This is a genomic window from Streptomyces sp. SudanB182_2057, from assembly GCF_964272715.1.
GTDB lineage: Bacteria > Actinomycetota > Actinomycetes > Streptomycetales > Streptomycetaceae > Streptomyces > Streptomyces rubradiris.
Genome location: NZ_OZ186798.1, coordinates 990,359 through 1,016,968 on the forward strand (window position 1 = coordinate 990,359; position 26,610 = coordinate 1,016,968).

24 protein-coding genes are annotated in these 26,610 nt (G+C 74.0%); 16 read left to right on the forward strand and 8 right to left on the reverse strand.

Translation table 11 applies throughout. The features are described 5' to 3' along the window. Positions 1 to 4: 4 nt before the first annotated feature. Positions 5 to 793, reverse strand: a complete 789-nt coding sequence (locus tag ACSURM_RS03935) for an SDR family oxidoreductase (RefSeq protein WP_359042190.1) — start codon at positions 791 to 793, stop codon at positions 5 to 7. 142 nt (positions 794 to 935) lie between these two features. Between ACSURM_RS03935 and ACSURM_RS03940 the strand changes: the two genes are divergently transcribed. Next, the gene (locus ACSURM_RS03940; RefSeq protein WP_436953494.1) at positions 936 to 1,973 is read left to right on the forward strand and encodes a PHP domain-containing protein; all 1,038 of its coding nucleotides are present in this window, start codon (positions 936 to 938) and stop codon (positions 1,971 to 1,973) included. A 373-nt stretch (positions 1,974 to 2,346) separates the two neighbouring features. Further along, on the forward strand, positions 2,347 to 3,003 hold the full coding sequence (locus tag ACSURM_RS03945) for an HAD family hydrolase (protein WP_436953496.1): 657 nt from the start codon (positions 2,347 to 2,349) through the stop codon (positions 3,001 to 3,003). Positions 3,004 to 3,275: 272 nt separating this feature from the next. On the opposite strand, the gene ACSURM_RS03950 is transcribed toward ACSURM_RS03945, so the two are convergent. Then, the gene (locus ACSURM_RS03950) at positions 3,276 to 3,860 is read right to left on the reverse strand and encodes a helix-turn-helix domain-containing protein (RefSeq protein ID WP_436953498.1); all 585 of its coding nucleotides are present in this window, start codon (positions 3,858 to 3,860) and stop codon (positions 3,276 to 3,278) included. Between the two features lie 253 nt (positions 3,861 to 4,113). Between ACSURM_RS03950 and ACSURM_RS03955 the strand changes: the two genes are divergently transcribed. Together ACSURM_RS03955 and ACSURM_RS03960 are read left to right on the forward strand one after the other, a co-directional pair. Further along, entirely contained in the window at positions 4,114 to 4,761 is a 648-nt protein-coding gene (locus ACSURM_RS03955) for an FMN-binding negative transcriptional regulator (protein ID WP_436953500.1), read from the forward strand. Positions 4,762 to 4,835: 74 nt separating this feature from the next. Then, positions 4,836 to 5,543 carry a B3/B4 domain-containing protein gene (locus ACSURM_RS03960; protein ID WP_436953502.1) on the forward strand — a complete coding sequence of 236 codons (708 nt, stop codon included), beginning with the start codon at positions 4,836 to 4,838 and terminating at the stop codon, positions 5,541 to 5,543. A gap of 124 nt (positions 5,544 to 5,667) precedes the next feature. Here ACSURM_RS03960 and ACSURM_RS03965 read toward each other — a convergent pair whose 3' ends face one another. After that, positions 5,668 to 6,162, reverse strand: a complete 495-nt coding sequence (locus ACSURM_RS03965) for a hypothetical protein (protein ID WP_436953504.1) — start codon at positions 6,160 to 6,162, stop codon at positions 5,668 to 5,670. 150 nt (positions 6,163 to 6,312) lie between these two features. Beyond that, positions 6,313 to 7,536: a diaminopropionate ammonia-lyase gene (locus ACSURM_RS03970; RefSeq protein WP_436953506.1), complete on the reverse strand. Its 1,224-nt coding sequence runs from the start codon at positions 7,534 to 7,536 to the stop codon at positions 6,313 to 6,315. A gap of 117 nt (positions 7,537 to 7,653) precedes the next feature. Between ACSURM_RS03970 and ACSURM_RS03975 the strand changes: the two genes are divergently transcribed. The 5 genes from ACSURM_RS03975 to ACSURM_RS03995 all read left to right on the forward strand — a co-directional run bounded on the left by ACSURM_RS03975 (position 7,654) and on the right by ACSURM_RS03995 (position 14,863). Continuing rightward, complete coding sequence (locus ACSURM_RS03975) at positions 7,654 to 8,574, forward strand: LysR family transcriptional regulator (protein ID WP_436953508.1); 921 nt, start codon at positions 7,654 to 7,656, stop codon at positions 8,572 to 8,574. 333 nt (positions 8,575 to 8,907) lie between these two features. Continuing rightward, positions 8,908 to 9,453, forward strand: a complete 546-nt coding sequence (locus ACSURM_RS03980) for a hypothetical protein (protein WP_436953510.1) — start codon at positions 8,908 to 8,910, stop codon at positions 9,451 to 9,453. A gap of 404 nt (positions 9,454 to 9,857) precedes the next feature. Next, positions 9,858 to 10,961 (forward strand): hypothetical protein, encoded by a 1,104-nt coding sequence (locus tag ACSURM_RS03985; RefSeq protein WP_436953512.1) that lies wholly within the window; start codon positions 9,858 to 9,860, stop codon positions 10,959 to 10,961. 603 nt (positions 10,962 to 11,564) lie between these two features. Then, positions 11,565 to 12,380 carry an ABC transporter ATP-binding protein gene (locus ACSURM_RS03990; RefSeq protein ID WP_436953514.1) on the forward strand — a complete coding sequence of 272 codons (816 nt, stop codon included), beginning with the start codon at positions 11,565 to 11,567 and terminating at the stop codon, positions 12,378 to 12,380. Beyond that, a complete protein-coding gene (locus ACSURM_RS03995; protein WP_436953516.1) occupies positions 12,377 to 14,863 on the forward strand; it encodes an ABC transporter permease in 2,487 nt (828 codons plus the stop codon). Before ACSURM_RS03990 ends, ACSURM_RS03995 begins: the two co-directional genes overlap by 4 nt. A 43-nt stretch (positions 14,864 to 14,906) precedes the next feature. On the opposite strand, the gene ACSURM_RS04000 is transcribed toward ACSURM_RS03995, so the two are convergent. Beyond that, positions 14,907 to 15,485: a TetR/AcrR family transcriptional regulator gene (locus tag ACSURM_RS04000; RefSeq protein WP_436960918.1), complete on the reverse strand. Its 579-nt coding sequence runs from the start codon at positions 15,483 to 15,485 to the stop codon at positions 14,907 to 14,909. 70 nt (positions 15,486 to 15,555) lie between these two features. Between ACSURM_RS04000 and ACSURM_RS04005 the strand changes: the two genes are divergently transcribed. The 5 genes from ACSURM_RS04005 to ACSURM_RS04025 all read left to right on the forward strand — a co-directional run bounded on the left by ACSURM_RS04005 (position 15,556) and on the right by ACSURM_RS04025 (position 19,961). Then, entirely contained in the window at positions 15,556 to 16,149 is a 594-nt protein-coding gene (locus ACSURM_RS04005; protein WP_436953518.1) for a dihydrofolate reductase family protein, read from the forward strand. A 128-nt stretch (positions 16,150 to 16,277) separates the two neighbouring features. Further along, positions 16,278 to 17,099: a VOC family protein gene (locus ACSURM_RS04010; protein ID WP_436960920.1), complete on the forward strand. Its 822-nt coding sequence runs from the start codon at positions 16,278 to 16,280 to the stop codon at positions 17,097 to 17,099. A gap of 142 nt (positions 17,100 to 17,241) precedes the next feature. Beyond that, positions 17,242 to 19,134, forward strand: a complete 1,893-nt coding sequence (dnaK, locus tag ACSURM_RS04015) for a molecular chaperone DnaK (RefSeq protein ID WP_436953520.1) — start codon at positions 17,242 to 17,244, stop codon at positions 19,132 to 19,134. Continuing rightward, entirely contained in the window at positions 19,131 to 19,721 is a 591-nt protein-coding gene (gene grpE, locus ACSURM_RS04020; RefSeq protein WP_436953522.1) for a nucleotide exchange factor GrpE, read from the forward strand. The genes dnaK and grpE overlap by 4 nt, the downstream gene beginning before the upstream one ends. Before the next feature lie 30 nt (positions 19,722 to 19,751). After that, complete coding sequence (locus ACSURM_RS04025; RefSeq protein WP_436953524.1) at positions 19,752 to 19,961, forward strand: hypothetical protein; 210 nt, start codon at positions 19,752 to 19,754, stop codon at positions 19,959 to 19,961. Positions 19,962 to 20,008: 47 nt separating this feature from the next. Here ACSURM_RS04025 and ACSURM_RS04030 read toward each other — a convergent pair whose 3' ends face one another. Beyond that, on the reverse strand, positions 20,009 to 20,173 hold the full coding sequence (locus ACSURM_RS04030) for a hypothetical protein (RefSeq protein ID WP_436961275.1): 165 nt from the start codon (positions 20,171 to 20,173) through the stop codon (positions 20,009 to 20,011). 168 nt (positions 20,174 to 20,341) lie between these two features. Here ACSURM_RS04030 and ACSURM_RS04035 point away from each other — a divergent pair, with 168 nt between their 5' ends. Together ACSURM_RS04035 and ACSURM_RS04040 are read left to right on the forward strand one after the other, a co-directional pair. Further along, a complete protein-coding gene (locus ACSURM_RS04035; protein WP_436953526.1) occupies positions 20,342 to 21,373 on the forward strand; it encodes an SDR family oxidoreductase in 1,032 nt (343 codons plus the stop codon). A gap of 37 nt (positions 21,374 to 21,410) precedes the next feature. Further along, positions 21,411 to 21,662 (forward strand): hypothetical protein, encoded by a 252-nt coding sequence (locus ACSURM_RS04040; protein WP_436953528.1) that lies wholly within the window; start codon positions 21,411 to 21,413, stop codon positions 21,660 to 21,662. Positions 21,663 to 21,736: 74 nt separating this feature from the next. Here the strand turns inward: ACSURM_RS04040 and ACSURM_RS04045 are convergent, their stop codons facing one another. Both ACSURM_RS04045 and ACSURM_RS04050 read right to left on the reverse strand, forming a co-directional pair. Beyond that, the gene (locus ACSURM_RS04045) at positions 21,737 to 23,026 is read right to left on the reverse strand and encodes an ROK family protein (protein WP_436953530.1); all 1,290 of its coding nucleotides are present in this window, start codon (positions 23,024 to 23,026) and stop codon (positions 21,737 to 21,739) included. 205 nt (positions 23,027 to 23,231) lie between these two features. Continuing rightward, on the reverse strand, positions 23,232 to 26,414 hold the full coding sequence (locus ACSURM_RS04050; protein ID WP_436953532.1) for a bifunctional cytochrome P450/NADPH--P450 reductase: 3,183 nt from the start codon (positions 26,412 to 26,414) through the stop codon (positions 23,232 to 23,234). Positions 26,415 to 26,610 lie beyond the last annotated feature (196 nt).

The window sequence follows — 26,610 nt, forward strand, 5'->3', positions numbered from 1 at the left end:
TCGGTCACGGGCGGCGCCAGTCGTCACTGGTCAGATGGGATCCGGCCTGCGGGCCCATGCGCAGCATGCCGCCGTCGACGCTCCAGGAGGCGCCGGTGACGTACGAGGCGTCGGGGCTCGCCAGGAACGCGATCACGGCGGCGACCTCACGGGCGTCCCCGGGCCGGCCGAGCGGTACGCCGGGCCGGCGCACGGTGTGCACGTCGGTGTCCTCCTGGCCGGTCATCGGGGTGGCGATCTCACCGGGCGCGACCGCGTTCACCGTGATGCCGTGCTCGGCCAGCTCCAGGGCCATCACCTGGGTGAGCAGGCCGAGCCCGCCCTTGGCCGCGCAGTACGGGGCCGCGCCGACCCGGGGCTGGTGCTCGTGCACCGAGGTCACGTTCACGATCCGGCCGCCGTCGCCCTGCTCGATCATCCGGCGCGCGGCCCGCTGGCCCAGCAGGAAGGGGCCGACGAGGTCGACGTCCAGGACCCGGCGCACGTCCTCCAGGGTGAGGTCCAGGTACGGCGTCATGGTGCCCGTACCGGCGTTGTTGACCAGGACGTCGACCCGGCCCAGCTCCGCGCACAGCTCGTCCACGATGTCGGCGGCCTCGGGCAGCCGGGTCAGGTCCAGCCGGGTCACGGCGGCGCGGCGGCCGTGCGCGCGGACCTGCTCGGCCGTCTCCTCGGCGCCCTTGTCGTCGGTGTGCCAGGTGATCCCGACGTCCAGGCCCGCCTCGGCCAGGCGTACGGCGGTGGCGCGGCCGATGCCGGAGTCCGCGCCGGTGACGATGGCCGCTCGGGGCATGACCGGCCTCCTCTCGGTGAGTGTGGGCATGGCAGTACCCGGGGGCGGGGCGGACAAACGGGGCCGTTGCGGGGGTGAGGGATCGCGGTGGGGCGCGCGGGTGCCCGTGCGGTCCCCCGCCCCCTGGTGTGAACCTGGTGGGATGGAACCCGTCGCCGCTCTCGACCGGATCGCGTTTCTGCTGGAACGGGCGCTCGCGCCCACCTACCGGGTACGGGCCTTCCGTACCGCCGCCCGGGCGCTGGCCGCGCTGCCGGGGGACGAGGTGGCCGAGCGGGCCGCCGCCGGGACGCTGGAGTCGCTGAAGGGGGTCGGGCCGAAGACCGCGCAGGTGGTGCGGGAGGCGCTGGCCGGCGAGGTGCCCGGTTACCTGCGCCGTCTCGAGGAGGAGGCCGGTGCGCCGCCCGAGGGGCCGGGGGCCGGACTGCGGGCGCTGATCCGCGGGGACTGCCATACCCACTCGGACTGGTCCGACGGGGGCAGCCCGATCGAGGAGATGGGACGGACGGCCGCCGAACTGGGGCACGAGTGGGCGGCGCTCACCGACCACTCGCCCCGGCTCACCGTGGCCCGGGGCCTGTCGGCCGAGCGGCTGCGGGAGCAACTTGCGGTGGTGGCGGAGCTGAACGCGCGCTGGGCGCCGTTCCGGCTGCTCACCGGCATCGAGTGCGACATCCTGGAGGACGGCTCGCTGGACCAGGACCCCGAACTGCTGGAGCGGCTCGACGTGGTCGTGGTCTCGGTGCACTCCAAGCTGCGGATGGACGCCCGGTCCATGACCCGCCGCATGGTGACCGCCGTACGTGATCCGCACGCCGACGTCCTCGGGCACTGCACCGGGCGCCTGGTGACCGGGCGGGGGCGCCCGGAGTCGCGGTTCGACGCGGACGAGGTGTTCGCCGCGTGCGCCGAGTCGGGGACGGCGGTGGAGATCAACAGCCGCCCGGAGCGGCTGGATCCGCCGCGGCGGCTGCTGCGCCGGGCGGTCGAGGCGGGGGCGCTGTTCGCCATCGACACCGACGCGCACGCCCCCGGCCAGCTGGACTGGCAGATCCTCGGCTGCGCCCGGGCCGAGGAGTGCGGCGTGCCGCCCGGGCGGGTGGTGACCACCTGGCCGGCCGAGGACCTGCTGGCCTGGACCCACGAGGGCCGCCTGCCGACCCGGGCGACGGGTTCCTGACCCGGCCAGCATGGTGTCCGCCCTGGTCGGCGCGGGGTTCCCGCCCCTCTCGCTCGCTCTCGGCATCGTCCCGCGCCGGCCCGCGCGGCAGGCATCCGCCCGGTCCGGTGCGGCACCCCTACAGGCCCGCGCGGCAGGCATCCGCCCCGTCCGGCGTGGCGCCACCGCCGGCCCGTCCGGCGTGGGGGCCCTTCCCGGCCCGTCCAACATGGCGCCCCCAGTCCGTCCGGCCGTCCGGCGTGGCGCCCCTTCGGGCCCGCACGACGGGTTCCCGGCCCAAACGGCAGGTTCCGGGCCCGGGTAGCGGGTTCCCGACCCGCCTCCGCGTGGTACCCGTCCGTTCCCGGAGCGAGCGCCAGGAAAGGAACCCCGCATGGAACGAGCCGCCGTCTTCGACGTGGACGGAACCCTCGTCGACACCAACCACCTCCACGTCGTCACCTGGTGGGAGGCGTTCCGCCAGGCGGGCCACGAGGTGCCCATGCACGCCGTGCACCGGGCCATCGGTCTGGGCTCCACGGACCTGATAGCCCACCTGCTCGGCGACGGCCGCGACCGGGACCGGGACGGCGAGCTGAGCGCCGCGCACACGGCGCTGTACGGCCAGTACTTCGACCGGCTGCCCGCCCTGCCGGGCGCCGAAGAGCTGCTGCGGCGGCTGCGCGGGGACGGCTGGGCGGTGGTCCTGGCCACGTCGGCGAGCGGCGCCGAGCTCGGCGCGCTGCGCCGGGCGATCGACGCGGACGACGCCATCACGGCCACGGCCAGTTCCGACGACGTCCAGGAGGGCAAGCCGGCCCCCGAGCCGGTGGAACACGCCCTGGAGCTGGCCGGGGTCCCGGCCTCCCGGGCGGTGTTCGTCGGGGACACGGTGTGGGACATGCGGGCGGGCAGCAAGGCCGGGGTGCGCTGTGTGGGGGTGCTGTGCGGCGGGATTCCCCGCGCGGACCTGGAGGAGGCCGGGGCGGAGGCGGTGTACGCCGACCCCGCCGACCTGCTGGCACGGCTGGCCGGGAGTCCGCTGGCGTGATCCGTGACGCAGGTCACGTGGGTGAACGGAACACCCCAGTGTGGTTGCCCGTTGAACAAGCCGTGGGTGTGGACGGGACAGTGTCCCCGGGCCTCACCATTCGCCCACAGGGACGATCGTTCGGCTGAAGCCCTGTGGAGCCTTTCGCCGCGAGGCGACCGCCGTCCGCGCCCACCACCGACCGCCCCGGCCGTGATTCCCCCGTCACGGCCGGGGCGTTTCCATGACGGCGGCCGTTCCAGGCTCCCGTCGACGGGAGTCGGGGGCGCGGGTCAGGCCGGGGAACCGGGGCCGGGCGGCAGGTGGACGGTCATGATCAGGTGACAGGTCCCGGTGCCCGCACCTCGGTAGGTGTGGGGGACGTCCCCGTCGAAGGCGGCGGTCTGGCCGGCCTCCACGGGGTGCTCGACACCGTCCACGATCAGCGTCATCCGGCCGGACGTGACGCTGACGGTCTCCACGACACCGGCCTGGTGGGGGTGGCTCGGGTACTCCTCGCCCGGTTCCAGTGTCCAGCGCCAGACCTCGACGGGGGCCGGCCCCTGGGTGGTCAGCATCAGCCGGGCCTCACTCCCCCGCGGTCCGGTCCACAGCGGGGTCAGCTCACCGGCGGCCACGACGCGTACGCGGCCTTCGGCACGGCCCTCAAGCAGGGCGGAGACGGAGACGCCGAGGGTGTCGGCCAGCCGTACCAGGGTGGCGAAGTTCGGATTCCCCTGGGCCTTCTCCAGCGCGACCAGGGCGCCCTTGCTGACCTGGGCCCGCCGGCCGAGTTCGTCCAGCGACAGACCCGCGCGGGTACGGGCCGCCCGGACGTTGCGCGCGAGCGTCCGCAGGGCCGCCTCGGTCTCTGCCATCCGATCACTTCCTCAATGGTGCACCGCACTGCACCGCTCAGTCGTTCGGTTGACACGCTGCGGTCGGTACGTTGTACGGTTCAGTCGTTCCATTGATGGTAAGGGATCTCGTGGACGCTCTGCCGCGTGACGGTGCCGCCCCGGCTGCCGTCGCCGTACGGTCCCGGGCCACCGTAGGGCCCCCTCTCCCTGCTCCCCGCCTGACCCGCTCACCCCTCACCTCGACCGCCCCCCTTCCCGCAGGGAGAAGCGCATGTTCATCCAGCCCTGGGACGCCGCCCTGGACGACGCCGAATGGCAGAACTGGCTCGCCGACGGCCACGACTTCGGCCAGCTCTGTGTCAACGGCCCCTCAGGCCGGCCGCCCGTCGTCGTCCCCACCCACTTCGCTCCCGACGACGGCCGCCTACTGATCCACCTGGCCCGCCCCAACCCGGTCTGGAAGGCGATCGAGCACGACCCGAACGTCACCTTCACCGTCATCGGCGACTACGCCTTCATCCCCGGCCCCTGGCGCGCCAAGCCGGACATCGCACCCACGGACGGCGTCCCCACCAGCTACTACGCCGCCGTCCAGTTCACCTGCCGGGCCCACATCGTCGACGACCCCGGGACCAAGGCCGACCTGCTGCGCCGCCAGATGGCACACTTCCAGCCCGACGGCGACCACGCCCCCATCGACCCCGACGGGCCCCCGTACGGCCGGATGCTCCCCGGCATCCGCGGCCTGCGCCTGGACGTCATCGACGTACGGGCCAAGTTCAAGTACGACGACCACAAGCCCGTCGAACACCGCACCGCCGTCGCCGACCGCCTCACCCGCCGCGGCCAGGGCCTCGACATACCCACCGCCCGACAGCAGTTGCACCGACTGGACCGCGTAGGCACGTGGTCCCCCTGACCCGGGCCCTGGCCGCCCCACCCCGCGCCCGCACTCGCACTCGCACTCGCACTCGCACGAAACAGGATCTCGCCATGACCGCCTTCCGCATCAGCCCCGCCGTCGCTGACGCGTTCCCCGACACGCTCATCGCCCTGGTCACCGCCACCGGCCTGCGCGGCCACGAGCCCTGGCCCGCCACCGTCACGGCCGTCGGGGACCTGGAGCGGCAACTCGCCGCCGGCACCTGGCAGCCGGCCGACGAGACGGACCCCCGCATCGAGGCGTGGCACGCCGCCTACCGCTCCTTCGGCACCAACCCCCGTCGCATCCGCCCCAGCGTCGACGCGCTCGGCCGGCGCATGGCCAAGAAGGGCAGCCTTCCGCGGATCAACCCGGCCGTCGACTCCTACAACGCCGTCTCCGTCCGGCACGGCCTGCCCGCCGGCGCCTTCGACCTCGACCACGTCACCGGTGACGTCGACATCCGCCACGCCGAAGGGGCCGAGGAGTTCACCCCGCTCGGCGAACCCGACACGGTCGAGACCCCGAAGCCCGGCGAGATCATCTACGCCGACACCACCGGCGTGCTGACCCGCCACTGGAACCACCGCGACGCCCACCGCACCCGCGTCACCGAGGACTCCACGCGCGTCGCCTTCGTCCTGGAAACGCTCCACGCCACCCGCGACGGCCACCTCCTCAAGACCGCGGCGGACGAACTCCAGGACCTGCTCGCCCCTCACAGCGACGGGACGGCGGTGCATTACCTCAGCCCCGTAGACCCCCACATCAGCGTCTGACCGGTGTCGCATTCCGGAATGCGTTCCGCTCGGCCAACCACGGAACGCATTCCGGAAGCACTCACCGGCGAGGGGCTCCCGTGGCAACCGGCGACAATTGGCGACAATTGGCGACAACCGCCGCCTACAGCGAAGCGAACTCGGCCGTGGCGCCGTCCCCGTCCAGATTGAAGCCGAATTTCTCGGCGACCAGTGTGGTGCCGTCGCTGAAGTAGAGCGTGACGCGGGCGACGTCGATGGTCCAGTTGTCGTTGCCGTTCGTCTTGATCCACATGCGGACCCGGAAGCCCGAGCAGTCCGACTTCCCCGCGCCCGGCGCCTCGACGACGAGCGGGACGATGTGATGGGAGTCGTCGTTGTACGTGGTCATGTCCTTGCCGGAGCTGTCCGCGTTGTTGATCGAGGCCAGCAGCGACTTCTCGTCACTCGTCTTGACGGTGATGTAGATACCGGTGTCGTGATCCTTGTTGTCGTCGTCACCGGTGAGCGTGAAGAGCTCGGCGCGGCTCAGCGTCGGCCCCACGCAATACCCTTCGCCACCGCCGTTGCACGCCGCGGCCACCGGCCGATCGGCGACGGCGAGGTCCTGGCCCGGGCCGTCCCCTTCCGGATTGGTCATGTTTCCCCCCTGCGTGTCTGCCGCGAATTCGGTCTCCTGTGATGTACCCTCGCCGATTTCTCCCAACAGTCGCGGCGAAGGAGAAAGGATTCCGCCCAAGTAGGTCATATTTAATGACGGCAGCCCCACGGTGTTCGAGACCGAAGCCGCTCAGCGCGACGCCCGTGGCGCGTCCGAGCGCACTGCGGATCCGCGGCGTGCGGCGGATCCATGGTGTGTGGTGGATCCATGGCGTGTGGCGGTGCCGGGCGGTGCGTGACCGGGCCCGGAGTGCGGGTTGGCCGCGGTGCCCTCGGTGCTCAGCAGTACGACGACCGAGGCCGGCCCGAGTCCGAGCGCGGTACGGCGTTCCCCGGCGCCCGCGCCGGTGAGCACCGCCCGCAGGCCGGCGAGCGCCGCGGCTCCGCAGGGGCCCGAGGAAACACCGGCGGCGGCCAGATCACCGGCCGCGCGGGCGCTGTCGTGGTCCGCGACGGCGACGGCGGCGTCCAGTCCGTCGCGCAGACGGGGCCAGGCGATGCCGGACGGAACGCCGCAGTTCAGCCCGGCCATGATGGTCGGCCTCGTGGTGACGCCGACGGGTTCGCCGGCGGTGAGGCTCGCCAGGACACAGGGCGCGGCCTCCGGTTCCACGGACAGCAGTGCCGGGGCCTGCCCGCCGGGGCAGCTGCGGTAGTGGGTGACCACGGCCTGGGCCAGGGACCCCACCCCCACCGGTACGGAGACGAGGTCGGGACCGCCCGGGACTCCCCCGGCCGCCAACTGCTCGTCCACCTCGGCACAGAGTGTGGAGTAGCCCTCGACGATCCACCCGGGGATCCGCTCGTAGCCCGGCCAGGCGGTGTCCTGGACGAGGACCGCGTCCGGCGCGGTGGCCTCCTCGGCCGCCAGGCGTACGGCCTCGTCGTACGGCCCCGCGACCTCGGTGACCTTCGCCCGTTCGGCGACGATGGCGGCCACGGCCCGCGGATGCACCCCCTGCGGGACGAAGACATGGGCGTCCTGGCCGAGGCGGCGTGCCATGCGGGCCACCACCCGGCCGTGGTTGCCGTCGGTGGCGGTCACCAGGGTGACGGGGCCCTGCCCCGCGCCTTCGGCGGCCCGCTCGGCGAGGACCCGGTGGATCGCCCAGGAAGCGCCCAGCGCCTTGAACGCGGGCAGGCCCAGTCGGCACGACTCGTCCTTGACGAAGACCCGCCCGACGCCCAACTCGACAGCCAGCGAAGGGATTTCGGTCAGTGGAGTGGGGGCGTAGTCGGGCAGCGAGGAGTGGAAGGCCCGCGCCTTCGCGGGCGCGGGTTCACATCGCCAGGCGCGGGCTTCGGGTCGTACGAACCACGGCAGCGCGGGGGAAGGGGAAGCGTTGTCAGACACATGATCAGGGTCCGACGCACTCCTACGATCGGTCCAGCGAATGTTTCCGACCTATATTCATCGGCAGAACCGAACGTTCACGCGCGGTCCGCGACGGCCAGGAGAGGCACGCTTCCCATGTTCGACCTGCACCGCCTGCGTCTGCTGCGGGAGCTCAAGCACCGGGGCACCCTGGCGGCCGTCGCCGCCGCCCTCTCCTACGCCCCGTCGTCCGTCTCGCAGCAGCTCTCCCAGTTGGAGGCCGAGGTCGGTGTCCGGCTCCTCGAGCCGGTGGGGCGGCGGGTGCGGCTGACCGCGCAGGCCGAGATCCTCGTCGCCCACACCGAGGCGGTCCTCGAACGCCTGGAACGCGCGGAGGCGGACATCGCCGCCTCCCTGAACGACCTGACCGGCACGCTGCGCGTCGCCTCGTTCCAGACGGCCGCCCTGGCCCTGGTTCCGGCCGCGCTCGGCCTGCTGCGTGACCGGCATCCGCACCTGCGCGTCCACGTCACACACATGGAGCCGGAAGCGGCGCTGCCCGCCCTCCAGGCCCGGGACTTCGACCTCGTCCTCGCCGAGGAATACCCCGGCAACCCCCACCCGCGGCCCGCCGAACTCGAACAGGAGCAGCTGCTCGACGACCCTCTGCACCTCGCCCTGCCGACACCGGCCGGCACCTCGGACGCCGACGGCCCCACGGCGGCACTGCGTTCGCTCGCCGGCCACCCCTGGGTGATGGAGCCGGAAGGCACGGCGGCCCGGCACTGGGCCGTGACCCTGTGCCGCGACGCCGGCTTCGAACCAGACGTACGGTTCGAGACCGCCGACCTCCTGCTCCACCAGCGTCTGGTCGAACAGAAGCACGCCGCGGCCTTCCTGCCCGACCTCGTCTGGAACGGACGGCCCCCGACCGTCCCCCTGCGCCCGCTCCCCCGCGGCCGGCGCACGCGCCGCATCTCCACCGTCGTACGCCGGGGCGGCAGCCGGCACCCCGCCGTCCTCGCCTGCCGCGACGCCCTCCGCCACGCGGTCGGCGACCGCTCCGGCCAGGCGTAAGGGGAGGGACCGCGGCCCTTGGGCGGGGGCATCGTCGCGGGGCGAGCGGCGACAGCGGTGCGGGGCGGCCGCCCCGGAGGACGACGGTTTCCGAGACGCCCGGCGTCAAAGACGTGCTCCTGCCGGGATTACGGCCGGCGCGGAGGGTGCGGCCCCGGGCGCGGGGTGCCCAGGACGGTGGCGGGCCGTGTCTCCAACACGCCGGTTGTGCGCCCGATATGAAGTCTTATCCGATAAGCGCTCTCTTCACCCATTCGAGGGACTACGCCCTCCATACGCGTTTCCTACTCTGACGCCAGCGCCCGCTCATCGGGCCTGCATCCGGGAGGAAACATGCACTCCGTCCGACACCGCCTCTCCGCCGTCATCGCGGTCGTCCTGCTCTGTCTGGCCGGCGCCGCGATCAGCCTGCAGAGCACCACCACCGCCTCCGCCCAGGGCCCCGACGGGGGCGTACAGCACATGCGGCCAGGCAGCCTGAACCTACAAGGGACCCCCTCGGGACGGTGGGTGAACACCACGGTCGTGGTCACGCTGCCCCGGCCCGGCACCTACCTCCTCGACGCGGACGTCCGCGGCCGCGTCGCCGGCGACGGCAACGCACGCCTCCTCGCGTCCGTCCAGGCCAGGCTCTGGAACATCACCAACGGCACCCTCGTGCCCCGGAGCGAGCGCCTGGTCACGCACATGAACATGCCCCCGCTGAGCGGGCCCGTCGCCAGGCAGGCGACGGCACCGATCAGCGAGCGCATCACGGTGAACCGGGAGACCGTGATCCGGCTCCAGGTACGACGGGTCAACAGCGTCGGCCAGACCTACCGCGCCGACATCTTCTCGGACGGCGCCGGCCGCACCTCGCTCCGCTACCAGCGGGTCTGACACCCGACAGCCCCCAACACCCCGCCGAGCCCAACCCCAGCGACCCGCGTTCCCGGCTACGGAAGCGCGGGGTCGCGCCGATCCCGGCGATCGGCGCGCGAGCGCCGCCCGCGTTGCCGCGGGCACGACACAGTCCCAGCTCCGGTCGGCGAACGATTCCGCGATGGTCCGTCCACGCCTGGTACGCGGAGACCCCAGCGCTCAGCCACTCGACATCAGGGGTGCGCTCCGCGTCGGCACCCCGATGATCATCGTGAGCGGAGTCGTCGGCGTCAGCATCGCGCTGCCCGTTGACACTCCCTGCGACAGGTGGGGCGGGCCGGCTCCACCTGGTGGGGGCGAACAGACCCTTCATTTCCCGGTGGAGTCTCCCCATACTTGCCCTACTTACCGGGGGAGCAGGCATGGATACAGCGGGCTTGGCGTCGGCGGTGGTACCTCTTGTCGTGGCCGCGGTCACCGGTGCGGGGACCGCGATCGGTACGGAAACGGTGCAGATGGTGTCCGGCCTGGTCAGGGAGCGACTGGGGAACTCGGAGCAGGGCCGGGCGGCGCTGACGGGTCTGGACCGGGCCCCCGACGACTCGACAGCGGCCGATCGGCTCCACGCCGCGCTGCGGGAGGCTCTCGACGCGGACCCGGCGTTCGCCGGACGGCTGCTTTCCCTGTGCGAGGCGCCGCCGCCTCCCCAGCAGCCGCCGGCGCCTCCCGGGAGCGTGGTCATCGGGGACGGCAACCGGTTGCGCGGCAGCCACATCGCCCTCGGCCCGCTGACGATTTCGACCACCCGCGGCGGTCCGGGCACCCTCGTGGCCTTGGGCGCGCTAATACTGGCGATCGTGGCGCTCGCCGTGTACGGCGGCGTGCGCGTCGTCGGAGGGGACGACTCGCCCGGCCGGGGAGGCGGCACGTCGTCAGGGCAGGACACCGTCCGAGAAGGAGGCGGCGCGGGCGCATCCGCGGACGGCTCGCTCGCCGGCGGTCGGCTCCGCCCGGTGCTCCGGAGCCGTGACGTGGTGGAGTCGGTCCTTCCCGGGCTGGACGCGGTGCCCGGCGGCTGGGCCCAGGAATCCGGCCCGAAGGTGCTCGACGGCGACACATCGCGGTGCCTGGCCGATCCGACGGGCGTGTTGTTCTGTGGCACGGTCAAGTACCAGGATCCGGCGACGAACAACATCACCGAGTTCGCCGTGTTCGCGCACTCCAGTGTCAGCGCCGCGAAATCGGCCTACCAGTCGATGAGGAAGGACAGCCCGCCCTCGGTGGCGCTGCCGGCTCTCGGGGACGAGAGCCACGCCTTCGGCGGGGGCGGGAGCTCCTCCGGCAAGACGGTGACCTCCGTGGTCAGGTTCGGGAGTGTCGTGGTCGGCGTCGCCTACCGCATCGAGGCGGTGGACTGGACGGAGACCTTCGGCGGCGATCATCTCGAGACCCTGACACGCATGCTCGTCGACCGGGTCCGACAGGCATGCGACGGCCAGGCCCCTACCGCCCGGGCGGTTCTGTGAGCGTGGCCGGGGCCGGGGCCGGGGAGGCCGGCCGCGACGCGACCCCGCCATGAGCGGCGTCGCGTCCTGCGTGGTCTGTCCGCGCCCTCGCCCGCTCCAGCGTGGAAGCCGGGCGGCCGTCCCTGGCCGGGCGGGAGGGGCACGCCGAGCGCAGCCGCCCATCCACCGTTGAGACCGGGCCGGGCAGGTCCCGGGCCGCCCGTGCACTCACGGACCGAGCAAACGCCGGGCCGCCCATGTGCTCACAAACCAGGCAGGCCCCGAGCCACCCGTGCGCTTATGGACCAAGCACGCGCCGGGCCGCCCGTGTGCTCACGGGCCGGGCAGGCCCGGGCCGCCCCCGTGCTCGCAGACTGTGCACGCCCCTGGCCGCCCCCGTACTCACAGACCGTGCACGCCCCTGGCCGCCCCCGTACTCACAGACCGTGCACGCCCCGGACCCCCACGCGCTCACGGACCACGCCCGTCCCGCAGGTCGAGCTGTCCTGATCGGCGCGTTCGGGATATCCCCACCCCCGATCCGCCGGGAGCCTCCATGTCCCGCGACGGCCGCGCTCCGTAGCGTCGAGTCATCGGCTGGGAAAGATCGTGAGAGGACGGACCATGAGACTGCGCGGCGGCAAGCGGCGGAAGGCGGACGACCGGCTGGAGCCCCAGGGCACACCCGGTCTCGCCGTCGAACTGCGCGGGGTACGGCGGGAGTACGGCCGCGGCACCCGTACCGTGCACGCCCTCGCCGGCATCGATCTCGCCCTGCCGCGCGGCACGTTCACCGCCGTCATGGGCCCGTCCGGGTCCGGCAAGTCCACCTTCCTGCAGTGCGCGGCCGGTCTGGACCGGCCGACGGCCGGGTCCGTGCGTCTGGGCGGTACGGAGATCACGGGCATGCGCGAGAATCAGCTCACCGAGTTGCGGCGCAGCCGTCTCGGATTCGTCTTCCAGGCCTTCAACCTGCTGCCCTCCCTCACCGTGGAGCAGAACGTGCTGCTCCCGATGCGGCTGGCCGGGCAGCGCCGGGACCGCCGGCGGGCGGAGGCGATGCTCGCGCGGGTCGGTCTCGCCGACAAGGCCGGGCGCCGGCCCGGCGAGTTGTCCGGCGGCCAGCAGCAGCGCGTGGCCGTCGCCCGCGCCCTGATCACCGACCCGGACGTGGTGTTCGCCGACGAGCCCACCGGCGCCCTGGACACCGGGACCGCCACCGAGGTCCTCGGCCTGCTCCGGCAGGCGGTCGACACCCTCGGGGCGACCGTCGTCATGGTCACCCACGATCCGGCCGCCGCCGCGTGGGCCGACCGCGTGCTGTTCCTCGCCGACGGCGTCTTCGCCGGCGGCCTCGACCGCGGCACGGCGGACCAGATCGCGGCGCGCATGGCCGCCCTCACCTCCCGTACGGGCGCCGCGGCGGTGGCCGCCGCGTGAAGAGCCTCGCCCCCAACGGCCTCGCCCGCGCGGCCGTACGCTTCAAGCCCGCCTCGTTCGCCGGCACCTTCGTGGCACTGATGATGGCGTCGCTCATCGTCTCCGCCTGCGGCATCCTCCTGGAGACCGGCCTGCGCGCCTCGGTCCCGCCCGCGCGGTACGCGAAGGCGCCGGTCGTCGCGGCGGCCGACCAGTACGCCCGCTTCGTGACGGGCAGCGGGGACAGCCGCTCCGAGGAGGCGATCCCGCTGCCGGACACCGCCCGCGTGGACACCGCGCTGGCCGGCCGGGCGGCCCGCGTGCCCGGCGTCCGGGCGGCCGTACCGGACTTCACGTTCCCCGTGCGCCAGGGCGACCACGCGTTCACGGGCCACGGTTGGGGGTCGCACGCCTTCACCGGAGCCGCGCTCCGCTCCGGGACCGCGCCCCGTGCCGGGGAGGTCGTCCTGGACGCCGCCGCCGCGCGGGCGGCGCGGGCCGGCGTGGGTGACACCGTCGTGCTGGAAACCGCCGCCGGACGCGCCGGTTTCCGCGTCTCCGGGCTGGCGCAGGCCGGACCCGGCGATCCGGCCGGGGGTCCCGTGGGCTGGTTCGCCGACGCCCGGTCCCCCGCGCTCGCCGGGCATCCCGGCAAGGCCGACGCCATCGCCGTACTGGCCGACGCCGGGACGGACACCGATGCCCTCGCCGCCGGTGTGCGCGCGGCGCTCGCCGGGTCCGGTGCCAGGGTGCACACCGGTGACGACCGCGGCGCCGTGGAGAACCACTGGCTCGGGCACGCGAAGGAGACGCTCACCGGGCTCGGTGGTTCCTTCGGCGGGATCGCCGCCATGGTCGCCGTCTTCACCGCCGCCGGCACGGTGGCCCTGTCCGTGACCCAGCGCGCCCGGGAGTTCGCGCTGCTGCGCGCCATCGGCGCCACACCGCGGCAGATCCGCCGCGCGGTCGCCGCCGAGGGGCTGCTCGTCGCGCCCGTCGCCGGGCTCGCCGGCTGCCTGCCCGGGGTGGGGCTCGCGCACTGGTGGTTCGGGCAGTTGAAGGACCGCGGGGCCGTCGCGGAACCCGTGCGCCTGTACGTCTCCTGGCTCCCGCTCGTCGTCGCCGTCGGCGCGGGGCTGCTGACCGCGCTCGCCGCCGGCTGGGCGGCCGGGCGCCGGCCCGCGCGGATCAAGCCGGGGCAGGCGCTCGCCGAGGCCTCGCTGGAACGGCGGCGTCCGGGCGTGATCCGTACCGCGCTCGGTGTGGGCGCGCTGGTCGGCGGCGGGTTCCTCACCGTGCTCGCCGCCCGCTCGGCCGGGGATGACGCGGCCAACGCCGCCCTCGGCGTCGTGATGCTGTTCATGCTGGCGGTCGCGTTGCTCGGCCCGCTGGTGGCACGGCTGTGCGCGGCCCTGTCCGGGCTGTTGCTGCGCGGTCTGGGCGCTGCGGCCTCGCTCGCCGCCGCCAACTCCCGTACGAATGCCCGCCGGCTGGCCTCCGCGCTCACCCCGATCGTGCTGGCCATGGCCTTCGCCTCGACGCTGACCTTCCTGCACACGAGCGAAAGCCACGTCGCCGCCGGGCAGTTGCGCGCCGGCATCACCGCGGACCACGTGGTCACCCACCCCGCCGGACTGTCCGCCGGTGCCGTCGAGCGTGCCGCCCGCGCTCCCGGCGTCCGGGCGGCCGTGGGCCTGCTGGACACCGAGGTGCTGGTGCCCGTGGGGTCGGGCGACGGCCGCTGGTTGCAGGACGCGGCGGCCCAGGGTGTCTCCGGCTCCGGCGCCCGGCTCGCCGAGGTGCAGGACCTCGATGTGCGCGACGGGAGCCTGGACCGGCTCGGCCGGGACCGTATCGCGGTCGACACCACGCTGGCCGCGTCGGCCGGGGTCACGGTCGGCGACAGGCTGCCGCTGTATCTGCCGGACGGCGCCCGGGCCCGCCCCGAGGTCGTCGCTGTCTACGGCCGCGGGCTCGGCCTGCCGGCCGTCACCATGGACCGCGCGTCGCTGGCCGCCCACGTCTCCTCGGGCTTCGCCGGCACGCTGCTGGTACGCGGCGGTGACGCGCGGGACCTCGCCCCGCTGGGCGCGGTCGCCGACGGGTCCGGTTACGCGCTCGGGCAGAGCGCCGGCCGCGAGCTGAACGCCTGGGCGAACTACACGATGGCCGCGGTCCTGGGCGGTTTCGCCGCCGTGGCCGCCGTCAACACCCTGGTGATGACCGTCCTCGACCGCCGCCGGGAACTCGGCGCGCTCCGGCTCGTCGGCGCCACCCGGCGCCAGGTGATGCGCATGCTGCGCTGGGAGGGCCTGCTGGTGGCGGGGGCCGGCGTGGTCCTGGGCACGGCCATCGCCGCGGCCACCCTGATCCCGATGACGCGCGGCCTGACCGGCGCGAACCCGTACGTGCCGCCGCTGGTGTACGCGGCCTTCGCCGGGGGCGCGGTGGGGCTCGGCCTGCTGGCGGTGACGCTGCCGGGACGGGCGGCGCTACGGCGCTGAGCCCCGGCGTTCCGGGACGGCGGGTACGGACGGCCCCGGCCGCCTATCCCTCGGTCACGATGCGTTCGACCGCCGCCGCCACCAGTTGGTCGCGCTCCGCCTCCGTGAAGACGTCCGGCAGGGTGAGCTGCTCGACGATCAGCCAGTTGAGCGTCAGCACCAGGAGCTTGACCGCCGTGGCGTCGCCGGGGAGGCCGGACGCCTCGTGGTAGGCGACGTTGGCGTCCATGTCGGCCCGGACCCGCTCGGTGAGGACCTCGCGGAGTCCGGGGCGGCGGGTGGCCTCGAGGCGCAGTTCGAGCAGCGCGAGGTAGCCGGTGCGGAATGCGGCCACGCGGCCGACGAGTTCGCGCATCAGTTCCGCGTAGGTCTCCCGGTCGCGGCCGGCCGCCCGCTGACGGCTGAGCGTGGCCTCGTCGGGCCGGAGCCGCTCGTAGACCCGGGCGCCGGCCTGGGTGAGCAGGTCGTCGCGGTCGGCGAAGTAGTTGGACGCGGTGCCGACGGGCACGGCGGCCTCCGTGTCCACCGCCCGGAACGTCAGGCCCCGCGCGCCCTCCCTGGCCAGCACCTCGATCGCCGCGTCCACGAGGGCGGCCCGCCGCTGGTCGTTCCGTCTCACGATTGACACCACTCCAGTTGTAGTACTACGTTCAAACCACTTCAGACAGAGTACTACGTGAGGAGTTACCAGCTTGCGCAAGCTCGTGTACTACGTCGCCGTCTCGCTCGACGGCCGCATCGCCGGCCCCGGCGGCGAGTACGACTTCTTCCCGGCCGGCGACGAACGGCAGGCCGCCGCCTATTCCGCCTGGACCGGCGCCCTGTATCCCGAGACGGTCCCGACGGCCCACCGCGCCGCCGTCGGCCTGGGCGACGCGCCCAACCGTCGCTTCGACACGGTCGTCATGGGTCTCGGCGCCTACCGCCCCGGGCTCGACGCGGGGATCACCAGCCCGTACGCGCACCTGCGCCAGTACGTGGTCTCCGGCACCCTCACGCCGGACGTCGACCCAGCCGTCACCGTCGTCCCGGGCGACCCGGTCGGCCTGGTCCGCGCGCTCAAGCGGGAGGAGGGCACCGGGCTGGACATCTGGCTGTGCGGCGGCGGGAAGCTCGCGGGGGCGCTGCTGCCCGAGATCGACGAACTGGTGATCAAGAACTACCCGGTGGTGGCCGGCGCCGGGATCCCGGTCTTCGACGGCTCGTTCGACCCCACCGCGTTCGATGTCGCCGAGCGCACCGCCTTCCCCAACGGCGTCACCCTCACCCGCCTCACCAGGCGCTAGCGACACGCGGCAGGAGCCGTTTCCCCGGGGGCGCTGTGGGTACGCTGACGTTTCAGGTTTCGCATTCCCGTCGGACATCGGTCTCACAGCGCTGGCGGTTGGGACACAGGAGGCCGGGCGCGATGGCCATGAATCACGGCAAGACTCAATCCTCCGGGGCCACGGACGCCGGCTCCGCGGGCTCCGGGAGCGGCGCACCGTGCTGGGTCAGCCTCACCAGTCACGATCTCGAGGCGTCACAGCGGTTCTACGGGGCCGTGCTCGGCTGGCAGTGGCGCCCGGCCGGAGCGGGCGATCACTTCCGTATCGCGCTGGCGGACTCGGCGCCGGTCGCCGGGATCGCCGTGCTGCCCGCCCTGCGGCAGACGGGGGTGGCCTGGACGCCGTACTTCGCCGTCCCGGATGCCGACAAAGCCGCAGCACGGGCCCGGGAGCGGGGCGGCACGGCGGGCGTCGGCCCGCTGCGACTGCCGCCGGGACGCGTGGCACTCCTGTCCGACCGGCACGGGGCGACCTTCGGCATCTGGGAGGGGGAGTCGTTCGGCCGCTGGGAGCCCTGGCGGCGCGCGGCACCGGCCTTCATCACCCTGCACACCCGCGACGCCTTCGACGCCGCCATGTTCTACGGCGGCGTCCTCGACTGGGCCTCGGACCGCCCCGGCAGCTGCGAGGTCGAGTACGAGGCCGACGAGGTGCTGCTGCGCAGCCAGGGCCTCGTCGTCGCGCGCCTGGAGTCGGGAGAGTCGGACACGGCCCCCGACCCCTCGGTACGGCCGCACTGGCAGGTCACCTTCCTGGTGGACGACGTGCCGGGGTGCGCGCGGGCCGCGCGGCGGCACGGCGGGAGCGTCCTGGAGGAGGGCGAGCACGAGGCCGTGCTGCGCGACCCCGACGGCGCCCGGTTCACCGTGGTCGCGGCGGCCGGGCCGCCGGCTGAGCGACAGCGGTAGGCCGACGGCCCCTGCCACCCTCCGCAGAAGCTTGTGAAGAGGTGGAAACCTGGATTTCTTGACAAGCTGGCGTGGGGACTTCATCCAGGCTCAGTGACGTGTGTCCGCTCCGGGGTCTGGGACACGGAGGGAGGAAAGGGCCATGGCACGCGCGGTTGGAATCGACCTCGGCACGACGAACTCGGTGGTCTCGGTCCTGGAGGGCGGCGAGCCCACCGTCATCACCAACACGGAGGGCGCCCGCACCACCCCGTCGGTCGTGGCCTTCGCCAAGAACGGCGAGGTGCTCGTCGGCGAGGTCGCCAAACGGCAGGCCGTCACCAACGTGGAGCGCACCGTGCGCTCGGTCAAGCGGCACATGGGTGACGCGCAGTGGAGGTTCCCGGAGTCCGGGAGCGTCGACGGCAAGCGGTACACGGCGCAGGAGATCTCCGCGCGGGTGCTCCAGAAGCTGAAGCGGGACGCGGAGGCGTACCTCGGCGAGGACGTCACGGACGCGGTGATCACCGTACCGGCGTACTTCAACGACTCGCAGCGCACCGCGACCAAGGAGGCCGGGGAGATCGCGGGGCTGAAGGTGCTGCGGATCATCAACGAGCCGACGTCCGCCGCCCTGGCCTACGGGCTGGACAAGGAGAACGACCAGACGGTCCTCGTCTTCGACCTCGGCGGCGGCACCTTCGACGTGTCCCTCCTGGAGATCGGCGACGGCGTGGTCGAGGTGAAGGCCACCAACGGCGACACCCTTCTGGGCGGCGACGACTGGGACCAGCGGATCGTCGACCACCTGGTCCAGCAGTTCAAGAGCCACTACGGCGTCGACCTGGCCAAGGACAAGATGGCCGTGCAGCGGCTGCGGGAGGCGGCGGAGCGGGCGAAGATCGAGCTGTCGTCGTCCTCGGAGACCACCATCAACCTGCCCTACATCACGGCGTCCGCCGAGGGCCCGCTGCACCTGGACGAGAAGCTCACCCGCGCCCAGTTCGAGCAGCTGACCAGTGATCTCCTGGAGCGGTGCAAGGGCCCGTTCCACAACGCGGTCAAGGACGCCGGGATCAAGGTGTCCGGCATCGACCACGTCATCCTGGTCGGCGGCTCGACGCGGATGCCGGCGGTGACCGGTCTGGTGCGGGAGATGACCGGCAAGGACCCGCACAAGGGCGTCAACCCGGACGAGGTCGTGGCGGTCGGCGCGGCCCTGCAGGCCGGTGTCCTCAAGGGCGAGGTCAAGGACGTCCTGCTGCTCGACGTCACCCCGCTGTCCCTCGGCATCGAGACCAAGGGCGGCATCATGACCAAGCTCATCGAGCGCAACACCACGATCCCGACCAAGCGCTCGGAGATCTTCACCACGGCCGAGGACAACCAGCCGTCGGTGCAGATCCAGGTCTTCCAGGGCGAGCGCGAGATCGCGGCGTACAACAAGAGGCTCGGCATGTTCGAGCTGACCGGTCTGCCGCCGGCGCCGCGCGGCGTCCCGCAGATCGAGGTCTCCTTCGACATCGACGCCAACGGCATCATGCACGTCACGGCGAAGGACCTCGGCACCGGCAGGGAACAGAAGATGACCGTCACCGGCGGCTCCTCGCTCGCCAAGGACGACATCGACCGCATGATGCGGGAGGCGGAACAGCACGCCGAGGAGGACCGGAACCGGCGCGAGACCGCCGAGACCCGCAACCGTGCCGAGCAGGTCGCCTACCAGACCGAGAGGCTCCTGAGCGACAACGCCGACAAGATCCCCGCCGACATCAGGGGCGAGGTCGACACGGCGCTCGGCGAGCTGAAGCAGGCGCTGAAGGCGGAGCCGGCGGACACCGCGGTCCTGCGGCAGGCCACGGACAAGGTCACCGCCGCCGCCCAGAAGGTGGGCACCGCCATGTACGCCCAGGCGCAGCAGGCACAGGGCGCGCAGGCGGCCGGCGGTGGCGCGGGCGGTACGGGCGATGCCGCGTCCGGCGCGGGCGGGCCGGACGAGGACGTGGTGGACGCCGAGATCGTCGACGAGGACAAGCGGCAGGACGGTGCCGGATGACCGGTCCGAGCGGTACCGGCCGCCGTGGCAGGCCCGCGCTGTCGGTCGTCGGGGACACCCGGCGGCGGGAGCCGGGAAACAGCCTGGAGCCCCGCCGCCGTGGCGATGTCGAGCCTGCCCGGCAGCCGGTCCGCACCGCCGCCGGCACGGACGAGGCCGCGGTGCTTCGTGCGCGGCTGCGCGAGTGCACGGCGGACCTGCGGCGCGTGCGGGCCGAGTACGACGCCTACCGCGGGCGGGTCGGCCGCGACCGTCTGGCGGTCCGCGAGATAGCGGTGGCCAATGTGCTCACCGGCCTCCTCCCCGTCCTCGACGCCATCGACCAGGCCCGCGGGCAGGGCGAGGTCACGGGCGGCTTCCGGCGGGTGACGGAGGTCCTGGAGAGCGAGCTCGCGGCCCTGGGGCTGCGGTCGTTCGGCACGGCGGGCGACCTGTTCGACCCGGCCGTGCACGAGGCGGTCTCCTGCGCGTTCACCGCCGGCGTCCGGCAGCCCACCTGTGCCGTCGTCCTCCGCCCCGGCTACCGGGTCGGCGAGCAGCTCCTGCGGCCGGCCCAGGTGGAGGTGGCGGAACCCGTCCGGATGTGAGCCGCCTGCCGTGCGGAAGGAGTTGCCGCAGTGCTGTCCGCCGTCGTGATCCCCGCGATACTGCTCGCCGTCGTGCTCGCGCCCGGCGTGTACGAGGATTGGAAGGTCCACGTCCGACGGACGCGGCTGCCGTTGCCCCCGCCACGGCGCTCCGCGCGCACCCGGCTGCTCCACGCCACCCGGTTCGCGTCCTTCCGGAGGTGCTTCCGCCGTCGTTCGCCGGAGCGACGGGCGGGCTGACGCCTACGGGGCCGGTCGGGCCGCCGGATCCCACGCCGACTCGTGTCCTACGCGGGTTCCGGGCCGACGAGGAATCCGAGCAGGACGCCGGCCTCCGCGCGGAGGCGGGCGGCCCGGTCCGCGTGGGCCGGTGCGGTCAACCGCGCGGCGGCCTCCAGTCGTTCGCCGTTCACGCGCAGGGCGCTCACGGCGGCCTTGTCACGCGCACGCATCGCTCACGGCAGTGCCTGGCGCAGACGAAGACGTACAGACATGCCGGTGGCCTTGTGTCCGCGCTCCCCCGCGCCGGTGGGGCCGCCGTCGTGCCGCGTGTGCGCGCCGGGTGTCCGGGTACCCGGGCGCTCGTCACAGCCCGGCCGTGCCGACGAGAGGAGCCGAAGGTGAGCAGCTCAGCGGGCAGCAGGGTGGTCGTGACCGGCGCCACCGGCAATGTCGGGACCAGTGTGGTGCGCCTGCTCTCCGAGGACCCCGAGGTCGCCGAGGTGCGCGGGCTGGCCCGGCGGACGCCGCGGTGGGCGCCGCCGAAGACCGAGTGGTCCGCCGTGGACCTGGGTTCGGACCAGGCGGACCTCGCCGAGCGGTTCGAGGGCGCGGACGCCGTGATCCACCTTGCCTGGGCGTTCCAGCCGACGCACGACCCGGCCCGGACCTGGCGGACCAATGTGCTGGGAAGCATCCGGGTGTTCGAGGCGGTCGCGGCGGCCCGGGTGCCGGTGCTGGTGCACGCCTCCTCCGTCGGCGCGTACTCACCCGGGCCGAAGGACCGCGCGGTGGACGAGTCCTGGCCGACACACGGCTGGCCGGACGCGGCGTACTGCCGGGAGAAGGCCTATCTGGAGCGCACGCTGGACGTGTTCGAGCGCGACCACCCCGAGGTGCGGGTGGTACGCATGCGCCCGGCGTTCCTGTTCAAGTGGCAGTCGGCGAGCGAGCAGCGGCGGATCTTCGGCGGGCGGTTCCTGCCCGGTCCGCTGGCCCGGCCGGAGCTGCTGCGGTTCCTGCCGGACATCCCGGGGCTGCGGGTGCAGGCGCTGCACACCGACGACGCGGCCGAGGCCTACCGGCTCGCGGTGCGCTCGGACAACGCCCGGGGCCCCTTCAATCTGGCCGCCGATCCCCCGCTGGACGCCGCCGTCCTGGCCGAGCTGCTGGGCTCCCGGCCCGTCCGGCTGCCGCGTACGGCGGCCCGCTCGGCGATCGCCGCCGCCTGGGGGCTGCACCTGCTGCCCGCGTCCCCGCACCTGTTCGACGCCGTACTGCGGCTGCCGCTGATGGACTGCGCGCGGGCCCACACCGAGCTGGGCTGGCGGCCCCGGCGTACGGCGACCGAGGTGATCCAGGAGTTCCTGGAGGGCCTGCGGCAGGGCGGCGGGATGGAGACCGAGCCGATGCGGGGACGGAAGGTCGGCTGAGCGGGCCCCGAGGCCCGAGGAGGAGTGGAGACACGTCATGGCAGTGCGGGAACCGGAGTCCGGCGGCGAGGAGCGGCCGGTGCCCAGGGACATGCCCGACCAGCAGGTCGGTGCCGGGGAGGACCGGTGGGACGTCACCGCCCCGGGGCGGCCCGCCCAGGACGGGCGGGGCGAGGACGGCGAGGAGACCGCGCCGGACACGGACGAGGCCGGCACCGGCCCGCGCGGCGCGCCCCGGACGGGCACGGTGCACCCGGAGCACCCGGGCCCGGAGGAGTCACCGGCGTAGATCCGCGTGCGGGGCGCCTGCCGGATCCGTACCGGGCCGCGCCCCGCCGACGGGTCGGCGGGGCGCGGCCGGGGTCAGTGCGGCGCCCTCTCCCGGAGGGCCGTGTGCCAGGTGGGGAGCGGAGTCTCGCCGGCCGGTTCCGGGCGGCGGCCGCCGGCGGCGAAGAAGTCGGCCAGGGGGAGGATCGCGGCGCCGACGGTCACCGCGTCCGGGCCGAGCCGGCCGAGGTCGATGGTCACCTGGTCGCCCGGATGGCGCAGGGCGTACGTCGCCGCGTGCCGGCGGACGGCGGGCAGGAAGCGGGTGCCGAGCTGGAGGCCCGCCCAGCCGCCGATGAGGATGCGCTCGGGCTGGAAGAGGTTGATCAGGTCGGACAGGCCGGCGCCGAGGTACTCGGCGGTCTCCTCCAGGACGGCCAGCGCGACCGGGTCCGGGGCGGTGCCCTCGGGCGGGTACGCGGCGGCGAGCATCGCGGTGAGCGCGGTCTCCTCGTCCGTGTCCTCGGGCGGCCGGCCGCCCTCCTCGCGCCAGCGGGCGAGCAGCGACTCGGCACCGGCGTACGCCTCCAGGCAGCCGGGGGCGCCGCAGCGGCAGCGCCGGCCGCGCACCCGTACGGTCAGGTGCCCCCACTCCACGGCCCGCCCGTGCTCCACCTCGGGCGTGACCAGGCAGGCGCCGACGCCGGAGCCGAACAGCACGACCACGGCGTTGCGGGCGCCGCGCCCGGCGCCGAACCACATCTCGGCCTGGCCGAGGGTCTTGGCGCCGTTGTCGATGAGGTACGGCACCCCGTCGGGGAGCGGGGAGGCGGAGCGCAGCAGCCGCTCCAGCGGGACGGCGTCCCAGCCGATGGTCTGCCCGTGGACGACGGCGCCCTGGTCCGGGGTGTGTTCGACGATGCCCGGGACGCCGACGCCGACGCCCAGCAGCCGGTCGGGGGCGGCCCGTTCGGCGGTGAGGACCTCGGCGACGCCGTCGCGGATGTGACCGGCGATGACGTCGACGTCATAGCCTTGCGGGGTCAACGGTCGTTCCACCCGGGCCAGTTCGGTCAGGGCCAGGTCGAACAGCTCGACGCGGACGCGGGTTTCCCCGACGTCGACGCCGATCATCTGTCCGCTGTGCGGGGCGACGCGCAGCAGGGTGCGGGGCCGGCCGCCGTCGGAGTCGACGCTGCCGGCCTCCTCGACCAGGCCGTCCGCGATCAGGTCCGCGACCACGTTGCTGACCGAGCCGGAGCTGAGTCCGGTGGCCGGGCCCAGCTCGAAGCGGCTGAGCGGGCCGTCGAAGTACAGTCGCTGGAGCACCGCCGTGCGGTTGCCTCGTCTCAGGTCGCGTACCGTGCGACCGTTGCGCCCCGCCATATGGCTCCCTTCACGAACCGTGCCCGACCTGCAACATACTCCTTCGGGCAGCGGGGCGCGACATTACCCCACGCCTTAGTTCACGCTGTGAGCTAAGCGGAACGTGTGATGTCGTCCAGCAGGCCCGGAGGGACGGGCGGGCGGGCCCCCGCCCCTTCCGGCACCCGCCGGATTCGCCCACCGTGCCCCTCCCCCACGCCCCGGCTCACCCGGCCGCGTACACGTCCTCCACGTAACGTCCGTCCGCCACCAGCGAGTCGAGCCACCGCTCGGCCTGCGCGGCGTCGGCGTCCGGGGTGTGTTCCCGGTACAGGGTACGGAACGCCTCGCGGACGCCGGGTGCCATGCGGGCGCCGTCGCCGCACACGTACACCCGTGCCCCGGCGCTCAGCAGCCGCCACACCTCGTCGGCCTCGGCGGCGATGCGGTGCTGGACGAAGGCGGCGCCGTTCACGGGGGCGGCGCTGAAGGCCGGGCGCAGCGCGACGGCGCCGGCCCGCTCGGCGGCCCGCAGCTCGTCGGCGTGCAGATAGTCGGCGTCGGGTGCGTCGCAGCCGAAGTACAGCAGGGCGGGCGGGAGTTCGGCGCCCGCGCGGAGGGCGGCCAGCCGGTCGGCGACGGCGCCCCGGAACGGCGCGAGTCCGGTGCCGGCGGCGACCATGACCACCGGTGCCGAGCCGTCGACGCGGAACGCCTCACGGCAGGGCTGGACCCGGGCGTACACGGTGTCGCCGGGCCGCAGCGAGGCGAGGTGGCCGGAGCCGGTGCCCCGGTAGCGGCCCTTGCCGGAGCGTGCCGGGGCGTCGAGCACGGAGACCATGAGGTCGGCGTGGCGGGCGTCGGCCGCGGGCGCGGAGGAGATGGAGTAGTGGCGGGGGCGCAGCGGGGTGAGCAGGTCGAGCAGTACCGGCCAGTCGAGGGCGCCGCGCAGCGCCGGGTGGTCCTCGGCCAGCTCCACCAGGGTGCGCGGGTCGTCGCCGGGCAGGGCGGCGAGGGCGGCGCGCTCGGGCGGGCAGGGGTTGGCCGCGGCGAGCTGGGCCCGCTGCCGGTCGGTCGGGCGTTCCTGCAGTTCCACGTGGTGGGTGAGGAGTTCGCGTACCGTCAGCGGCCGGTCGACGGCAAGGCTGTCGCGGCGCGGGCGGGTGGCCCGGATGTCCAGGACGGCGTCGGCGTCCAGACCGAACGCGGCGACCGCCCGGTCCACCAGCTCCGGGGCGTTGGCGGGCAGCACGGTCAGGTGGTCGGCGGTGCGGTAGGTGACGCCGTCGGGCAGGGCGACGCGCAGGAACCGCTTGGTGCGGGGGTGGCCGGGCGCGGTGAGGTCGTGGGCCTCGGTGACGGTCATCGGGACCAGTCCGTGCCGTGCGGCGAGGGCGTCCAGCGGGCCGCCGGTCAGGGTGCGTACCTCGTAGGCGTGGGCGGGCTCCTCCTCCGGGGTGCCGGGCCCAGCGTCGGGGTCGCCGTACCGCGCGAGCAGCGCGGTGCGCAGGCGGTCCGTGAACTCCCGTACGGTGCCGGCGAGATCGCCGGAGGCGTCGGCGGCGGCGCGCCCCGTGAGCCGGGTGGCGCCGAGTTCGGCGAGGCGGGCGTCGATCCGGGTGGGGACCTGCTGGTAGGTGGCGGCCCAGTTGCGGTCGCCGACGCCGAGGACTGCGTAGGTCACGCCGGTCAGGTCGGGGGTGCCGTCGAGCCAGGCGGTGAAAGCGGTGGCGTCGTCGGTGGGGCGGCCGTTGTAGGAGGCGGCGGTGATGATCACGGGCCGGTCGGCGGGCAGGCCGTCCGCGTAGGCGTCCAGCGCGGCGACCTCGGTGGCGCAGCCGACGGCGGCGGCCTCGTCGGCGAGCCGGGCGGCGAAGTCGCGGCAGGTGCCGTAGTTGCTGCCGTGCAGGAACAGGGCGCGGGTGCCGGGGCGGACCCGCGCCGGGAGGGTGTCCGGGGCCGGGGTGTCCTGGGCGGGCGCGGGGGCGGTGCCGGGCAGCGGGGCGTGCGCGCGGTCGGCGGCGGTGCGCGGGGTGAGCGTGAGGGTGAAGCCCTCGGGCTTGAGGGTGAGGGTCTCCTTCACGGTGAGCCGGTAGCCGGTGTGGTCGTGCAGCCGGTAGCGGTGGACCAGCAGGGCGAGCAGCATCGTCGCCTCGTGCAGCGCGAACTGCCGTCCGATGCAGGCGCGTTCGCCGGTGCCGAACGGCTTGTAGGCGTGCACCGGGCGGGCCGCCTCGGCCTCGGGGGTGAACCGCTCGGGGTCGAACAGCTCCGGGTTGTCGCCCCACACGGCCTGGCGGTGCAGCATCGGCGCGAGCACGGTGACGGCCTGGCCGGCGCGCAGCGGGATGCGGCCGCCGAGCAGGGTGTCCTCGCGGGCGTGCCGGCTGAACGCGGCGGCCGTCGGCCACAGCCGCAGCGCCTCGTTGAGGACCTGGCGGGTGTAGGTGAGCCGGCCGATGTCGTCGTACGTCGGCTCGGGGTCGGGGGCGCTGCCCCACAGCGCGTCGGCCTCGCGCTGGACGAGCCGGAGCACGGCGGGGTGCTTGGCGAGGTAGTACAGGGCGAAGGACATGGCGCCGGAGGTGGTCTCGTGGCCGGCGATCAGGAAGGTGATGACCTGGTTGCGGATGTTGGCCGGGTCCAGGGTGGTGCCGTCGGCGGGGTGCGGGGCGCTGAGCATCAGCCCGAGCAGGTCCTCGGCGCCGCTCTGGTCGGTGCCGGTGCGGGCGGCGATGACGTCGTCCACGACCCGGGCGAGGTAGTCGGCGTCGGCCCGGAAGGCGGCGTCGGCGGCCGTGTGGTCCCCGTCGGGGGTGCGGGCCAGGCGGGTCATGCTCCATTCCAGGCAGCGGACCATCGACTCCACGAAGGGGTGCGGTTCGGCGCGTTCGAAGGAGCCGAAGTCGTAGTCGAATCCGGCCAGCCCGATGGTGTCGAGGGTCATGCGGGTCATGTCGTCGGGCACGTCGACGGGCCGGCCGTCCCGGGCCGCCCGGTCCCAGGAGTCGATGAGGCGGCGGGCCACCTTCAGCATCACCGGGTGGTAGGTGCGCATCGAGCCGAGCGCGAAGGCGGGCATCAGGATGTCGTGCGCCTTGGCCCAGTTCGGCTCGTCGTTGTACGCGGTGAACAGGCCGTCGGCGGCGAATTCGCGGACGTTCTCCAGGGCGGGTCCGACGTGCTTGGCGAACCGCTCCTCGTCGGCGAGGTCGGCGACCAGGTCCGCGTCGGCGACGAACAGCGCGTCCCGGCCGTGCAGCCGGCGCACCAGCGCCGGGCCGTGCTCCCGCATCAGCCCCATCACCTGCTGGATGGGGGTCCGGCCGGGGCCGGTGGCGGTGATGTCGACGAGGGGGACGCCGGGCAGGGTGGCGGCGGGCTCGGGGTGCAGTGTGGTGGGGGGCATGCGCGACAACTGCCTTTCGCGGAAACGGACTCCTGCGCTCCAGGGTGGTCGACGGGCGGGCCGGACCGGCGCCACGGCACTACACAATCGTGTAGGGGAAAGTCCGCGGCGGCCCTTGCGTGCCCGCGCGGGACCGGGCAGCGCCACCCGGTGTCCGGTCAGCCGCGGGCGCGGCCGGTTGAGGGCCGTGCCCGTC

Bases quoted from the DNA above. Each gene is read 5' to 3' on its own strand.
- ACSURM_RS03955 (WP_436953500.1), top strand. From the start codon at position 4,114: ATGTTCATCCAGCCCTGGGACGCCGCCCTGGACGACGCCGAATGGCAG.
- ACSURM_RS03990 (WP_436953514.1), top strand. From the start codon at position 11,565: ATGAGACTGCGCGGCGGCAAGCGGCGGAAGGCGGACGACCGGCTGGAG.
- ACSURM_RS04040 (WP_436953528.1), top strand. From the start codon at position 21,411: ATGGCAGTGCGGGAACCGGAGTCCGGCGGCGAGGAGCGGCCGGTGCCC.
- ACSURM_RS03975 (WP_436953508.1), top strand. From the start codon at position 7,654: ATGTTCGACCTGCACCGCCTGCGTCTGCTGCGGGAGCTCAAGCACCGG.
- ACSURM_RS04010 (WP_436960920.1), top strand. From the start codon at position 16,278: ATGAATCACGGCAAGACTCAATCCTCCGGGGCCACGGACGCCGGCTCC.
- ACSURM_RS03945 (WP_436953496.1), top strand. From the start codon at position 2,347: ATGGAACGAGCCGCCGTCTTCGACGTGGACGGAACCCTCGTCGACACC.
- ACSURM_RS03950 (WP_436953498.1), bottom strand. From the start codon at position 3,860: ATGGCAGAGACCGAGGCGGCCCTGCGGACGCTCGCGCGCAACGTCCGG.
- ACSURM_RS03935 (WP_359042190.1), bottom strand. From the start codon at position 793: ATGCCCCGAGCGGCCATCGTCACCGGCGCGGACTCCGGCATCGGCCGC.
- ACSURM_RS04030 (WP_436961275.1), bottom strand. From the start codon at position 20,173: ATGCGTGCGCGTGACAAGGCCGCCGTGAGCGCCCTGCGCGTGAACGGC.
- ACSURM_RS03960 (WP_436953502.1), top strand. From the start codon at position 4,836: ATGACCGCCTTCCGCATCAGCCCCGCCGTCGCTGACGCGTTCCCCGAC.
- dnaK (WP_436953520.1), top strand. From the start codon at position 17,242: ATGGCACGCGCGGTTGGAATCGACCTCGGCACGACGAACTCGGTGGTC.
- grpE (WP_436953522.1), top strand. From the start codon at position 19,131: ATGACCGGTCCGAGCGGTACCGGCCGCCGTGGCAGGCCCGCGCTGTCG.
- ACSURM_RS03985 (WP_436953512.1), top strand. From the start codon at position 9,858: ATGGATACAGCGGGCTTGGCGTCGGCGGTGGTACCTCTTGTCGTGGCC.
- ACSURM_RS03980 (WP_436953510.1), top strand. From the start codon at position 8,908: ATGCACTCCGTCCGACACCGCCTCTCCGCCGTCATCGCGGTCGTCCTG.
- ACSURM_RS04045 (WP_436953530.1), bottom strand. From the start codon at position 23,026: ATGGCGGGGCGCAACGGTCGCACGGTACGCGACCTGAGACGAGGCAAC.
- ACSURM_RS04050 (WP_436953532.1), bottom strand. From the start codon at position 26,414: ATGCCCCCCACCACACTGCACCCCGAGCCCGCCGCCACCCTGCCCGGC.
- ACSURM_RS03965 (WP_436953504.1), bottom strand. From the start codon at position 6,162: ATGACCAATCCGGAAGGGGACGGCCCGGGCCAGGACCTCGCCGTCGCC.
- ACSURM_RS03940 (WP_436953494.1), top strand. From the start codon at position 936: ATGGAACCCGTCGCCGCTCTCGACCGGATCGCGTTTCTGCTGGAACGG.